We start from the raw sequence: 14,315 nt of genomic DNA on the forward strand, positions 1-14,315 counted from the left end.
CGTTAGTGCCTGGCTAGTGGGTCCTGCCCAGCGCGGTCCAGTCGGCCCGCTTGGGCCATGCCACCAACCACTTAGGCAGCTCTTCAGCGGGCATGGGCCGCGCAATACCATAGCCTTGGGCTAATTCGCATCCACGCGCGATAAGCGCTTTGGCATGGGACAGCGTTTCCACTCCTTCCGCCAGCATCGGCCGCTGAAAACGGTTCGCCATGTAGATCACGCTCTCGACGATGGCCATGTCATCCGGGTCTCTGAGCATGTCGCGGACAAAGCTCTGGTCGATCTTGATCAGGTTCACCGGCAGCTGACGCAAATGCGTCAGCGATGAAAACCCGGTGCCAAAGTCATCGATGGCAAAGTTGACGCCCAACGCCTGGCACTTGCCCATGGTGGTAAGTGCAGCCTGTATGTCATGCATGGCGGCGCTTTCCAGCACCTCCAGCTTGAGCAGCCCTGGAGGAACCTGTGGATAGCGCGCCAAAAGCTCACCCAAGCGCTGGCTAAAATTGCTCAGCAGTAAGTGCGAAGGGCTGATATTGACGTTGATGGGCAGCATGATGCCCGCTGATTGCCATGCCACCAGCTGGCACATCGCCTGCTCCAGCACCCACTCCCCGAGATCGACCTCGAGCGGTGTCGCCTCAATGATCGGCAGGAACTGGCCCGGCGCCATCAGCCCCCGTTCAGGATGCTGCCAGCGAATCAGCGCTTCGACGCCGACCACCTGGCCGGTGCGCATATCGACCTGGGGCTGGTAATAAAGTCGCAGCTCGTCGTTCGCCAGCGCATCCACAAAGCGTTGACGCTTCTCGTGGCGCACCTGCAGTTGCCGGTCGTGATTGGGATCAAAGACGTGAAACGTATCGCGACCGCGCTGCTTTGCCCGATACATGGCCTGATTGGCATGACGCAGCAAACCATCGCCCTGAACCGCGTCATTGGGATAAAACGTCACCCCGAGGCTGGCCGTGAACTGAACCGTGTGCCCATCTACAAATAAGGGCCGTCGTATGGACGCCAGCAACTTCTCGAAGAAGGCTTCGTCCACACCATGGTGGAGCAGCAGCACAAACTCATCGCCGCCCACTCGAGCCAGCACGTCGTCGCCAAACAGCAGATGACTAATGCGCTGACCGAAGGTCGAGAGCAGTGTATCTCCCACGCTTGAACCCAACCGATCATTGATCGACTTGAAAAAGTCGATATCCAGCGAGCAGACCGCCAGAGGCATCTGCTTGCTTTCAGCGTGCTGAATGGACTCCTGGATGAGCTGCGTTAGCAGTTGGAGATTAGGCAGGCCGGTCAAGGCATCAAAATACACTTCCCTGTTCAGATGCCTTGCATGGGCAGGAATCGCCGATAAATCTGCCAGGACAATCACATGATGGTCAACGTTGCCCTTATCGTCGCGCACCCTGTTAATCGACATCATGCCGGGATAAAACTGACCATCGTGGCTACGGTAACTCACCTGACTTTTACTGCGGTCGCGCAGTTGGAGCTCTTCACGCATCAGCCGGGTAGTGCGGCTATCGTCCAACGGCAGGATACTGAACGCCTCGGGTGTCTTGCCCTTCACGACGGCAAGCGGGCAGCCGGTGAGCTCGCTAAAGGCCGGATTGACATCGATAACGCGGTTATCGGCGTCGGTAATGATAATCGCCTCGTTGGCATGCAAGAACGCCGCCTGAGCGGGTAACAGTGCGGGCATAGTCGTGGGGTCGTTAGGCGTTAACGACGAAGCATGCAATTGAGGCAAAGACTGCACCTTTGGCGTCGAAAAAGACTGGCTCATACGTCCTTGCTCTCCTCGTTAATTATGAAATGACAACGGTCATCGCCGCGCTACCACCCGCAAGAAGACACGACTTCAATTTTGAAATCAATGCTCTCAATCCAACGCTTTTCTATCTCAAATATGCATTAATTCAACTCATTACATCATTAAAGTCGCCACTGTTCGCGGATCGCTAAAAGCTCAACAACAAAAAGATGAACAACAATAGGCACCCTCACGAACCAGCATTAAATTAGCCATAGTTTATACAAAATAGGACATGGTCGAAACGACTACACACCTATTGTGCTGACGCGGAGGAGGGGTGATGGAAAATATTTCCATAATCTAATTATCGGCCTCCTCCGCTTAATCTTTAGGGCAGGACAGGCGTCATGGTGATGCAATGCTCAAACAAGACGACCGCAAGTCGCAAAAGATGCCTCAGCCCAGTTCAATGAGCAGGAATATCAAGGGGCGGGGCTGGCAGCGCCCAAGAAACGTCGCTGCCAGTAGTCGATATCCAGGGGCACACTCACTACTTTACGGCCGCTGCCGGGGGCGTGAATCATCTGCCCCTGACCGCGGTAAATGCCCACATGGGTGGCCTTCTGGCGTGAGCCAAAAAACAGCAGATCACCGGGGCGCGGGGCATCCACGGTGGCCAGTTGGCGAAACTGCTGGTCGGCGGTGCGTGGCACGTTAATGCCCGCCGCTCGATAGACCATCTCCACCAGCCCGGAGCAGTCCAGGCCGTCGGGCGAGTTACCGCCAAAGCGGTAGGGAGTGCCCAGCGCTTGCTGGGCATGGGAAAGAATCAGCGCCCGTTCCATGGACAAGCCCCGGGCGTCGTCGAGGCGTTCATTCAGGGCAGTGTCGCGGCTGGCACAGCCTGACACCATCATGAGGACTAACAAGCCGACGATAGGCAAACCGCGCACGCAGGGCATGTAGGCATCTCTACTTTGGCCGTTTCATTCTATAGCATGGCGCAAATACCGCAATTCTGACAACAAAAACCATAACTCTGCCAAACGGTTATATAATTGCGTGGCGTACCCGGGCGGATATCCCCTCCGACACCAGTACGGTGGCAAAAATCATGACGAAAATCACGCTGACCTGGTCCCAGGCAAGGCTGTTGATCGAGGCGTTCAACTGCAGGCCGATACCGCCCGCCCCCACCAGACCCAGCACGGTCGATTCGCGGATGTTGATATCCCACCGGTAAACGCTGATACCGGCAAACGCCGGCATGACCTGAGGCAGTACGCCATAGTTCATGACCTGCATGCGGCTTGCACCGGTCGCGCTGATCGCCTCGACCGGCGTAGGGTGAATCTCTTCGATGGCTTCGTAGAGCAGCTTGCCCACAAAGCCGATGGAACGCAGGGCGATGGCGATAATGCCTGCCAGCACGCCGGGGCCCAGAATGGTCACCAGCAGCATTGCCCAGATCAGCGAGTTGATTGAGCGCGACGATACGATCACCACCAGCGCGGCGCTGCGAATCAGGGGATGCGGCGTGGTATTGCGAGCCGCCAGAAACGCCACCGGAAAGGCCATGATAATGCCCAGCGCCGTGCCCAGGGTGGCAATGTTCAGGGTGTCCCACATGGGCTTCCAGAGCACATTGGCGTAGCCCCATTCTGGCGGGGTCATTCGGCTGATCAGGTCGGCTCCCTGGCGACCGGCGTCTTCGACAAACACCCACATGGTGTTATCCGAAATCAGCTTCCAGCAGAGCAGAAACAGGCTGCCCCCTGCCAGCCAGGCCAGGTACTGCAGCCATTGCGCGCGGGTCGTACGCCGCCGCCAGATCGGCTGACCCAGAGGTGAGGTGGAAACGGGCATTCAACTCCTCCACAAAGTATCGATTCAGAAAGGACTGATTCAGGGTTATTGGGTCCAGCGGCGAACATGGCTCGAACTGTATTCGCACAGCAGGACGATGGCGATGATGACCAGCAGGATCGCCGCGGAGGTATCATATTCGTAGCGGCTCAGCGAGGTGTTCAAGGTGGCCCCGATACCGCCTGCGCCGACAATCCCGATTACCGAAGATTCGCGGAAGTTGATATCCAGGCGGTACATGGAAAGCCCGATCAAACGCGGCATGACCTGGGGTTGAATCGCGTGATTCATGGTTTGCCACCAGCTGGCCCCCGTGGCGCGCACTGCCTCGACCTGCCGCCAATCCAGGTCTTCGATGTCTTCGGCCAGCAGCTTGGCCATGAACCCGATCGTCGCGAACGCCAGGGTAATCATGCCGGCAAAAGGCCCGAAGCCAAACATCACCACGAACAGGATGGCGATGATGACCTCCTGAAAAGTGCGTGATACCGCAATGATCGCCCGGCAGGCAGTGTAAATCGGCAATGGTGCAATATTGCGCGCGCCCCCCAGCCCGACGGGTATCGCCAGCAGCACCCCAATCACCGTGGAGGTCAGCGTCATGGTCAAGCTTTCCAGCAGGCCCGCGACGATATCGTCGTAACGGCTGACAAAATCGGGCTGCATAAACGCGCCCAGAAAATTCACGGCACGGCCCGCCCCCTCGGCCACGCGCTCCCAGTCAACCTCCACCGAGGCCAGTGCCAACACAAGATACACCAACACCCCGAAGACAATGCCCCAGCGCAGCCGCGGGCTTTCGATCAGCGGTAGCCGTTGCCACTCGCCGCGGTGCGCCGCTTGCTGGCGCGCTGCCAACATCTCGGCCTGCTCGCTCATTGTCCACCTCCAACGGCCATTGCGGGGGCCGCGCCGTACGAGGCTGTATCGCGCGGGTCATCGCTAACCTCGTCATCCATTGGTTCGGGCGTGGTATCCCAGTCCTCCTCGCCGTAGATCGTGGTGAGAATCTCGCTGGTGAGCTCACTAGGGTCGCCGTCGAAGACGATTTCACCCGCCCGCAGTCCGACGATGCGGTCGGCAAACTGCTTCGCCAGCGCCACATCATGGATATTGATAATCGCCGCCAGATCGCGCTCGGCACATAGCTCACGAATCAAGCGCATGATTTGACGGGAGGTTTTCGGGTCAAGGCTGGCAGTAGGCTCATCAACCAACAGCAGCTTGGGGCTTTGCAACAGGGCCCGGGAAATCCCCACACGCTGGCGCTGACCGCCCGATAACGCATCGGCACGCTTATCGATGGCGTGGGTCAAGCCAACCCGCTCCAACAGCCGAAACGCTTCCACCACCGCTTCCTGAGGGTAGCGGCGCAGAAAGCTGCGCCAGAAACCCACGTAACCCAGCTGACCGGAGAGCACGTTTTCCATCACGGAGAGCCGGTCAACCAGCGCATATTCCTGGAAAATCATGCCCATGGAACGCCGCGCATGGCGCAGCTTGTGGCCTGAAAGCTTGGTGAGCTCGGTGTCTTCAAGAAGAATGCTGCCCTGAGTGGGTTCTACCAGCCGGTTCACACAGCGAATCAGGGTGCTTTTACCCGCACCGGATGGCCCAATCAGCGCCATCACCTGGCCGTTGGGAAGCGTCAAGTCTATATCGGTCAGCGCCCGATCCCCGGTTGGGTAGCGCTTGGCGACACCACTGAGTGTCAACATTTTCATACCTCGCATGTAAAGCGAAACGGCCAGAAAGGCGAGCCTTCCTGGCCGATTAACAACCTACTATCCCGCGATCAGTCGCAGTCGTAGGTCACCCCATTGGCATCGGCGATGGTGCGAATCACCTCCCAGTTATCCTGATAGGTGATGGGGATAAACTGGGCTTCGCCGGAGTTGGCAAATTCTTCTTCCAGGGCGGTGCCCTCCCAGTCGTAGCTGAAGAAGGCGTCCTGAATAGCCTCCGCCAGCTCGGGTGCCAGATTATGGGCCGTGCCGTAGGCAGTGGTCGGGAACGTCTGCGAGGTATAGATGATGTCGTAATCACCTTCTTCCACGACCCCGCGCGACAGCATCCGGTTCGCCACCGAGTTGGCGATGGCCGCCGCCTCGTAGTCCTCGTTGACTACCCCTAAGATGGAGTTGTCGTGTGAACCCGAGAACGCTGTCTCAAAATCGTCCCCCGCTTCCATGCCGTACTCAGAACGCAGCAACGCTGAAGGCGCACGGAAACCCGAGTTGGAGGTCTCGGAGGTGAAGGCCAACTGGCGGCCCTGCAAGTCTTCAACGGACTCAATGCCGCTGCCCGGGTAGGTGATAATTTCCATTTCATAGCCGAAGCTACCGTCCTCGGCGGCCATCATGGCAAAGGGACGGAAACCGCCGCAGTTGACCGCCACTGGCACGCCACCGGTGTTGAAACCGGCGACGTGCAAACGGCCCGCGCGCATGGCTTCCTGCTGGGCAGCGTTGGACTGCACCGGGAAGAACCGCACCTCTTTGCCCGTGGCGTCGCTCAAGTGATCAAGAAAGTCAGACCAGACATCGGCATAGACCGCGGGGTCTTCCACCGGCGTGTAGGCAAACACCAGCGTATCCGGGTCAACCCACTGGGACTCATCGCTGGGTACATCCGCGATCAGATCGCCGTCCGCATCCTGGTAGCGGCTGGAAAGATCCGCCTGAACCGCCACGGCGGAGAAGGCAAAGGCACTGGCAACGGCGGTGCTAATAAGGGTGCGAGGAAGAGATAACATCTGCATAGATCACCTGATGCGTTGTTAGAAGACACAACGATATTGACGCTCTCAGATGACAGGGGCGGGACATTTAGATGACCCATTGGTGACGTTTTGACGAACGTGATGTGTCACTAAGCTTTCAAGCTGGCAGCAGCATTGTAGCTGCGCCGCTCCACAAACAGGCTGTTGCCTGGGATTTTCTTGGCCTGCTTTTTTAACTCTGAAAGCTCGGCAGCGACATCCAGGGCCTTACAGTCGGCGGTGGGAGGAATCGGCTTGACAGCAATCGAGACGCTGACGAACGGGAAAAAACTGGTTGCCCCCTGCCGGTTTTCAATGTGGATTCCACCACGCTTGCGGTCGTCCTCTTCATAAAACCCTGGGGCCATCAATTCCATATGATGCAGAATCTGCTGGCACGCTTTTTCCCAGTGCGCCAACGGCAGCAGCAGCATGAAATCATCTCCGCCGATATGGCCGATAAAGCCACCGACGCTATCCACCTGGGCCTCCAGCAGCCGGGATAACGAAATGATCATATGATCGCCCCGGGCATAGCCGTAGGCGTCGTTAAAGGCCTTGAAATTGTCCAGGTCGACATAGGCAGCGGCCACCCCCTCACCGGCATTCAAGTAGCGCCCCAGGGTTTCATTGATCAGGATATTGCCCGGCAAGCCGGTAAGCGGGTTGGCGTGGCGCGCCTGGCGAACCTGGATAGCGGTAATTTCACGCAACAGGTCGACAATATTGCCCATGCCCAGGTAGTGGCTATTTTCGTCGACAATCACAAAGTCTTCCTGCTCGATATCGCGGCTATCCGTAAGTTGCTGACTCAATATTTCCAGCGGGGTACTGGCATTGGTGATCAATGACTTGGTATCGGCGACATCCAGCACGCAACGCTTGGCATAAAGCGCATGGCTGTAGGGGTTAGTAAACAAGGTTAAAAACGCATTACGGCGAACCACGGCCACGGGCTTGCCGTCATCGACCACCGCCACACAGCGAAGGCTCGTTTGCTGTCGAAAGCGCTCGGCCAGCGTGAGAACAGCGCAGTCGGGGGTAACTGCGTCTATCGCCTGACAGATCGAACGGGCCGTTCGTCCAGCGTTGCTTGCCAGCGGTTTGGCGGCAGGCAGCCGCATATGCAGTTGCAGCGGCGGCTCCGTGCTGGGCCTGGCAAAATAAAACCCTTGAAGCAGGGCCAGGCCACGATCAAGCTCCCACAGACACAGGTGCTCGGCGGCGGTTTCAACGCCCTCCGCAATCAATTGGCAGTCCAGGCTTCGCGCGACATCCAGAATGGAACGCAGAAACTCGCGCTTGGCAGGCTCCTGGTCAATCCCCGAAATAAAGTGGCGATCCAGTTTGACAAAGTCCGGGCGCAGTTCCGACCAGTGTCGCAGGCTTGAGTGGCCTGCGCCGAGATCGTCCAAGGCCACCTGAAAGCCCATCTGGCGATAGTGATCCACGGCCTGGCGCATCAACTGATAGTCATGAATGGGCACATGCTCTGTCAGCTCGATCACGACACGTTCTGGAGGAAGGCCGCTTTCGCGAATGAAGCCTAGCGTCAAGCCTTCGCGAAAATCACGTTCCAGGATGGTGAGCGGCATGACGTTCAGAAATAGCAGGCCAGGTAGCTGAAGCTCTGCAAAGCGACAGATTGCCAGGCGACGGCAAAGCAGGTCCAACTCAACCAGCAACCCTGCCTGAGTGGCGACTTCAAACAAACGCAGCGGCGAATAAAGGGGAGAATTGCGAGGCCCACGCACCAATGCCTCATACCCATAGATGGCTTGCTGGCTGGCATCCACAATGGGCTGGAAAAGAACCTGCAGGTCTTCTGTATGAATGATGCGGTTAAGCCACTGCGCTTCTTGTGCGGTCATTGCCTGTTCGTCACATTAAATAACAATCGGTTATCCCTAGCGTTTTTATCCATCCGCTAAGCGTGGGCCAATACCGTGACGAAATGATGACAGGCGCTATAATCCCTAACCCGCCGCCGGTATATCGGGCGGCGGGAAGCAGGCCTCCCCGCCACTGGCGTCCAGCTGGCGAATGTCGACCGGGCAGCCGTGTTCGTCGAGGGTCACCAGCCCGATACCGCTGGCGTTCCAAAGCCGTTCGCCAGCACTTGCACGGTCGGGGTCCCGGGGGTGAACACTCAGTTTACGGCGTTTGGTAAACCAGTTGAGCGGCGACCAGGGAGCATACAGCCAGCGATTGAGCCGGTCGAAGGTGTCCAGCAGCGAATCGGGAAAGGTATTTTTAACCCCGCTGGACGTGATCTGCCATAGCCTAGGCGCCTGCTTGCGGTGACGCACCACGATGTCGTAGGCAAAGGAGTAGTGCACATCCCCGGATAGAATCACGTAGTTGCCGGGGGTTTTGGAATGCTGCCAAATCTGTAGCAGCACGTTTGCAGCCCCGCGATGCGCCATCCAGTTTTCGGCGTCGACCATCAGCGGTTTGCCAGCCAGGGTAAACAGCTTCTGGATGCCTTCGATCAGCTTGACGCCGAACATCGGCGCGGGAGAAATGATCACCGCACTGGGCGCTCCGATCAACGCCTGCTGCATTTCGATCAGCGCCTCCCAATCCATCAATCCGGAAGGGCGCTGCGGGTGCCGCTCGTTATGCCAGCGGCGCGTACGGGTGTCCAGCACGATCAATGGCGGTTCGCCGGCGACCTGAAACGCCCAACCCTGGAACGCCAGCAGGCGGTCGATCAGCCCATCCTGGGCCACGTTGGCGAGATAGCCGTTACCATCCACCGACTCGAGCATCGCCGCGGCCTCGTCAACCAGCGGGTTGAGGTTTTCCGGCGCGTTGCCCCATCCCTGACAAAGCAGGTAAGCGATCAGCGCGTTGCCGATAATCTGCTTCGAGAACGGGTGGCCATAGGCACTGCGCTCCCACTCGGCGGTCAGGTTCCAGTCGTCCGTCACATCATGATCGTCGAAGATCATCAGACTGGGCAAATGCGCCATGGCGCGCGCGCACTGGGGCAATCCCGCCACAAACGCCTCAATCACGGCCTGCTCCTGCTGATAGAGCGCGGCGTCCTTGTCACCCAGTGGTGGCTGAGTGGGCGCAATGACCTGCCATGCCACGGGCGACCACACCAGGCAATACATGGCCAGCATTTCGCCCAGCGTCATCAGGTGATTCTGCGCATTGGCCGAGGTAAAGACGGGCTTTTTCACGCCGCCAAAAAAGCGTTCGCGTAGCGCCACGTTGCTGGTGGTATCCGGTAGCAACTGGCTGCGCTGGTAGTAGCTGTCCGGGGACGCATAGAGCGCCTGGCTGTCGCTGATGGTCGCCCCTTCCAGATACTCGTCGACCAGCCCCAGGCGTTCCGTCAGGGCATGAATCGCCCGCAGCATCGGCCCTGCCACGTCATCCACATACACCTGGTCGCCGGTCATCAGCAACCACGCGGGCCATTCACCTGGCGCCGCCTGACGCTCGCCCAACCACTGGTCGGCACGCACCAGGCCGTCGGCGCTGTCATGGTGGGGCTTGCGGCAGGAGCCGTGCATCAGGCGATGATGCCGCGAGGCGATCACACAACCCGGATAGTCCCGGTCGTCGTAGCATAACCACGGCGCCCATTCGGGAAGCGACAGGTAACCGCCATCGCGCTGCTGTACCTTCAAGTCATAGGCAATACGCTCATCCCGGGGCAAAGGGCTCGCCAAGGGCACGTCGATCAAATGGATAAACGCATGCTGCCCGACCGGCAGGCATTGCTGGTAAGCCGCGAGCGGATACGTCTGCGCTTGCGGCTCTCCGGGTTGCAGCACCAGGGACATGGTGAGCGGCCGCGACGTCAGGCACCACATCACCCAGCGTGATGGGGTGATACGGCGCAGAATGGGGCCAACCAGTACATCCGGGAGGGCTGCCGCGGGGTGGCTCATTGATCGCTCCTTGCCTGTTCGGTGTTCGTAACGCGTTTTCAGCGGCTATCCGGGCGGGGCACCACAACAACGGGCAGCGTGAGCTTGGTGACATAGTAGTCGGCGTCAACAGAGACGGCCTCTTCCATATCAGCGATAAGCGTGTTACCAAAAGCCGTCGTCATTACGCTTTATAACCCCCCGCATGCCCTGGGAATTCCACCATGATCAGCCATCGCCTGACCGCCAGACTACGCGGGCCGGAGAACAACGCTTGAAACCGCCCGATTACCTGGAAGGTGTGGCATCGACACATCAAGACGCCTTATTGCGTGACCTCGCCTGGCTGGTCGTGACACCGGATATCGTGGCGTTCCCGCCATCCAGCCCATTTTCAGGCCGCCCCAGTCAGGCCGAGCTGGGGTTAACTGGCGCCCTGGAAACCTGGTTGAATGGCTTGGCGATACCGGAGCTGGCCCGCAATAGTCGTCAAGCTAGCCGAATGGGGCACTATCACGAACAGCTATGGCACTGGCTGCTGGACCGCGCGCCCAATACGCGCCTGCTGGCCCATAACGTGCGTATTACCCGCAAGCGCATTACCCTGGGCGAGCTGGACATGCTCTACCGCAGGCGGGATTACCCGGCACCGGTGCACCTGGAAGTGGCGATCAAGTTTTATCTGGGCTTGCCCGAAGGGCCTGGCGACGCCACCAGCCAGAGCCGCTGGATAGGCCCGGGCGGTCTCGACAGCCTGGCACTGAAATACCGCCATTTGCAGCGCCATCAGTTGCCACTGTCTTCCACAATACCCGCGCTGGAAACACTCGGCCACTGGCTGGCCCCTCGGGATACAGGGCATATGGAGGCGGATCTTGGCGGGCAGCTAACCCAGCGGATGGCCATGCCGGGCGTGCTGTTTTATCCATGGCACGCGCCCATGCCATCGCCGGAGGGTGCCACCGCTTCACACCGCAGAGGACGCTGGTGCCACGTTAGCGACTGGCCAGCGCTTGCCGCTACCCTACCCGCTGATCTTCTGGTGGCCTGGCTCGAAAAACCGCACTGGTTGGCGCCGCCAACGTTTGACGCCTTCAAACCAGCGTCACAATCACTGATGCCGCTATTGGCGATGGCCCGGCATCAGCCGCAGCAGGTCATGATATACCTGCCGTCGACCCAGCGCTGCGAGCGGCTGTTTATCGTGCCCGACAACTGGCCGCGCCAGGTGCCTTTGCCACCGCGTTTGCAAGCGCATTAAACCACCACCAGATTATCCCGGTGAATCAACTCGTGAGCCTCCACGTAGCCAAGGATGGCTTCAATTTGATGGCTTGGCTTGCCCGCTAGCTGGCGGGCTTCATCGGCACCGTAGTTGACCAATCCTTTCGCCACGGTCGTGCCCTGTTCATCGACACAGGCCACCATATCGCCGCGCTTGAAGCTGCCCTGGACGGTGCGCACGCCAACGGCCAGCAGGCTGGAGCCTTTATCGCGCAGTACCTTGACCGCACCAGGGTCCAGCACCAGGGTGCCACGCACCTGAAGTTGCCCTGCCAGCCAGCGTTTACGCGCCGCGATGGGGGCTTGCTCCGGTCGCAGCAGCGTGCCCAGCACCTCGCCCGCCATGACCCGGGTGATGACATCGGGCTGCCGACCACTGGCGATCACCGTGACCGCACCGGAACGGGCCGCCAATTGAGCGGCGCGCACCTTGGTGGTCATGCCGCCCCGCCCCAGCGACCCGCCGCTACCGGCAACGGCCGCCAGGCGCGGGTCATCGGCCCGGGCCTCGCCAATCAGCTGTGCGTCCGGGACGTGGCGAGGATCCGCATCGAACAGGCCTTCCTGGTCAGTCAGCAGCAGCAGGGCGTCGGCTTCGAGCAGGTTGGCGACCAGGGCGCCCAGGGTGTCGTTATCGCCAAAGCGAATCTCATCGGTGACCACGGTGTCGTTTTCGTTGACCACCGGGACGACGCGCATTTCCACCAGGGTGCGCAATGCGGATAGCGCGTTAAGGTAGCGCTTGCGGTTGGAAAGGTCGTCGTGGGTCAGCAGGATCTGCGCGGTCAGCACACCGTGGCGGGCGAAGTGCTGCTCGTAACACTGGGTCAGGCCGTTTTGCCCCACCGCCGCCGCGGCCTGGAGTTCGTGCACCGCGCTGGGGCGGGCCTGCCAGCCCAGACGCACCATGCCAGCAGCAACTGCACCCGACGACACCAGGACGACCTCGATGCCCCGCTGGTGCAGGGCCGCCACTTGATCGACCCAGCGGCCAATCGCCACTTCATCCAGGCCACGACCGTCATTGGTCAGCAGCGCGCTGCCCAGCTTGACCACGACGCGGCGAGCCCTGCTCAACGCCGCTCTACCCAGCACCGACTCATTGCTTGCCACGTCGCTCTCCTCCCTTTTGGCACCCTTGCGCCTTTAGCCCTCAAGGCGCGTATTCGACGTCCACATCGTAATCATCATCGTCGAAGTCGTCGTCATCTTCATCGTCGCGTTTGCGCTTGCGGCCGAGTCGCGCTTCGGTGCGGGCCACGGACTCTTCCTCCATGCGCCGACGCATTTCCTGCTCCCGGGCATGGGCTTCTTCGTCTTCGTGTTCCAGGCGCTGCTGTTCGGTGAGCCAACGATAGGCTGCCTGCACCAGCTTGTCGGTGCCGTCGCTGCTGATCGCCGAAATGCGGAACACCGGCCCTTGCCAGTTCAGCGCATCGATAATCGCCTGGGCGCGCGCCTCGCGCTCTTCTTCATGCAGCAGGTCGAACTTGTTCAGCACCAGCCAGCGGGGACGCTCGGAAAGCGCCGGTGAGAACTGGCCCAGTTCGTGAACGATCGCCTTGGCCGCTTCGACCGGGTCTGACTCGTCGAACGGCGCCACGTCGACCACATGGAACAGCAGCCGCGTACGGGTCAGGTGCTTCAAAAAGCGCAGCCCAAGCCCCGCACCATCGGACGCGCCTTCGATCAGGCCCGGCACGTCGGCCATGACGAAGTGCTCGTGCATGCCCAGCTTTACCACGCCCAGGTTGGGCACCAAGGTGGTAAACGGATAGTTGGCCACCTTGGGCTTGGCCGCCGATACCGAACGAATCAGCGTCGACTTGCCCGCGTTGGGCATGCCCAGCAACCCCACATCCGCCATGACTTTCATTTCAAAGCGCAGGTTGCGGCGATCCCCCTCGGTGCCCGGCGTGGTCCGCCGGGGGGCACGGTTGGTGGACGACTTGAAGTGGATATTACCCAACCCGCGACGGCCGCCTTCGGCCACCAGCACGACCTGACCGATCTCGGTCACATCGGCAATCACTTCGAGGGTATCCTCGTCGATCACCGTTGTCCCCACCGGCACTTTGACGTGCAGGTCTTCACCGGCCTTGCCGCTCATCTGGCGGCCCATGCCGCCCTGACCGTTTTCGGCTTTGTAGAAACGCTGGTACTTGAAGTCGATCAGCGTATTCAGCGCATCGTCACCAATCAGGTAAACGCTGCCGCCGTGGCCGCCGTCGCCCCCGTCAGGACCGCCTTTGGGCACGTATTTTTCGCGGCGAAAGCTGAGACAGCCATTGCCGCCTTTTCCCGCCTCAACAATGATGGAGGCTTCATCGACGAACTGCATTGGTTTCTCCCGGCCGCTTTCGCCGCCCGATAGTCACCCGACCTTTGCTTCATGCGTTCAGCAAAAGGGGTTAACAGACAAAAAAGCCCCGCCATGGCGGGGCTTTTTCTCGCAAATGCGAGCGCAGCGTTAGCCGTTTACTCGGAAACGATGCTAACGAACTTGCGGTTGTGCGGACCCTTGGTCTCGAACTTCACATAGCCTTCGTTAAGAGCGAAGAGCGTGTGGTCACGCCCCAGGCCAACGCCGGTGCCCGCGTGGAAACGCGTGCCGCGCTGACGAACGATGATGCTGCCGGCGCTCGCTGCCTGGCCACCAAAGAGTTTCACACCTAAGCGTTTGGACTCGGAATCGCGACCGTTACGCGTGGAGCCGGCTGCCTTTTTATGTGCCATTGCAAAATCCTCCTGA

Annotated in this window: 13 protein-coding genes; 1 reads left to right on the forward strand and 12 read right to left on the reverse strand. The window is 59.8% G+C overall.

The features are described from left to right. Positions 1-13: 13 nt before the first annotated feature. The 9 genes from BMX75_RS08645 to BMX75_RS18320 all read right to left on the reverse strand — a co-directional run bounded on the left by BMX75_RS08645 (position 14) and on the right by BMX75_RS18320 (position 10,464). A complete protein-coding gene (locus BMX75_RS08645) occupies positions 14-1,795 on the reverse strand; it encodes a putative bifunctional diguanylate cyclase/phosphodiesterase (RefSeq protein WP_092827157.1) in 1,782 nt (593 codons plus the stop codon). A 452-nt stretch (positions 1,796-2,247) separates the two neighbouring features. Further along, entirely contained in the window at positions 2,248-2,727 is a 480-nt protein-coding gene (locus BMX75_RS08650; RefSeq protein WP_092827159.1) for a C40 family peptidase, read from the reverse strand. A gap of 88 nt (positions 2,728-2,815) precedes the next feature. After that, positions 2,816-3,631: a phosphonate ABC transporter, permease protein PhnE gene (phnE, locus tag BMX75_RS08655; RefSeq protein WP_092827161.1), complete on the reverse strand. Its 816-nt coding sequence runs from the start codon at positions 3,629-3,631 to the stop codon at positions 2,816-2,818. Positions 3,632-3,676: 45 nt separating this feature from the next. After that, on the reverse strand, positions 3,677-4,510 hold the full coding sequence (gene phnE / locus BMX75_RS08660; protein ID WP_092827163.1) for a phosphonate ABC transporter, permease protein PhnE: 834 nt from the start codon (positions 4,508-4,510) through the stop codon (positions 3,677-3,679). Further along, entirely contained in the window at positions 4,507-5,349 is an 843-nt protein-coding gene (gene phnC / locus BMX75_RS08665) for a phosphonate ABC transporter ATP-binding protein (protein WP_092827432.1), read from the reverse strand. Before phnC ends, phnE (BMX75_RS08660) begins: the two co-directional genes overlap by 4 nt. Before the next feature lie 77 nt (positions 5,350-5,426). After that, a complete protein-coding gene (gene phnD, locus BMX75_RS08670; RefSeq protein ID WP_092827165.1) occupies positions 5,427-6,392 on the reverse strand; it encodes a phosphate/phosphite/phosphonate ABC transporter substrate-binding protein in 966 nt (321 codons plus the stop codon). A 110-nt stretch (positions 6,393-6,502) separates the two neighbouring features. Further along, a complete protein-coding gene (locus tag BMX75_RS08675) occupies positions 6,503-8,263 on the reverse strand; it encodes a bifunctional diguanylate cyclase/phosphodiesterase (protein ID WP_092827167.1) in 1,761 nt (586 codons plus the stop codon). 105 nt (positions 8,264-8,368) lie between these two features. Continuing rightward, the gene (locus BMX75_RS08680; RefSeq protein WP_092827169.1) at positions 8,369-10,300 is read right to left on the reverse strand and encodes a metallophosphoesterase family protein; all 1,932 of its coding nucleotides are present in this window, start codon (positions 10,298-10,300) and stop codon (positions 8,369-8,371) included. A 38-nt stretch (positions 10,301-10,338) separates the two neighbouring features. Beyond that, entirely contained in the window at positions 10,339-10,464 is a 126-nt protein-coding gene (locus BMX75_RS18320) for a hypothetical protein (protein WP_281244537.1), read from the reverse strand. Positions 10,465-10,553: 89 nt separating this feature from the next. Here BMX75_RS18320 and BMX75_RS08685 point away from each other — a divergent pair, with 89 nt between their 5' ends. Next, positions 10,554-11,540, forward strand: a complete 987-nt coding sequence (locus BMX75_RS08685; protein ID WP_245748458.1) for a DUF1853 family protein — start codon at positions 10,554-10,556, stop codon at positions 11,538-11,540. On the opposite strand, the gene proB is transcribed toward BMX75_RS08685, so the two are convergent. From proB to rpmA, 3 genes are all read right to left on the reverse strand, one after another. Next, positions 11,537-12,676: a glutamate 5-kinase gene (gene proB / locus BMX75_RS08690; protein ID WP_066316224.1), complete on the reverse strand. Its 1,140-nt coding sequence runs from the start codon at positions 12,674-12,676 to the stop codon at positions 11,537-11,539. The two genes, BMX75_RS08685 and proB, sit on opposite strands and share 4 nt — an antisense overlap. Before the next feature lie 40 nt (positions 12,677-12,716). Next, complete coding sequence (gene cgtA, locus BMX75_RS08695) at positions 12,717-13,904, reverse strand: Obg family GTPase CgtA (RefSeq protein WP_066316227.1); 1,188 nt, start codon at positions 13,902-13,904, stop codon at positions 12,717-12,719. Between the two features lie 137 nt (positions 13,905-14,041). After that, positions 14,042-14,299: a 50S ribosomal protein L27 gene (gene rpmA, locus BMX75_RS08700; protein WP_066316237.1), complete on the reverse strand. Its 258-nt coding sequence runs from the start codon at positions 14,297-14,299 to the stop codon at positions 14,042-14,044. Positions 14,300-14,315: the final 16 nt, after the last annotated feature.

Source organism: Vreelandella subterranea (assembly GCF_900111305.1).
GTDB classification, from domain to species: domain Bacteria; phylum Pseudomonadota; class Gammaproteobacteria; order Pseudomonadales; family Halomonadaceae; genus Vreelandella; species Vreelandella subterranea.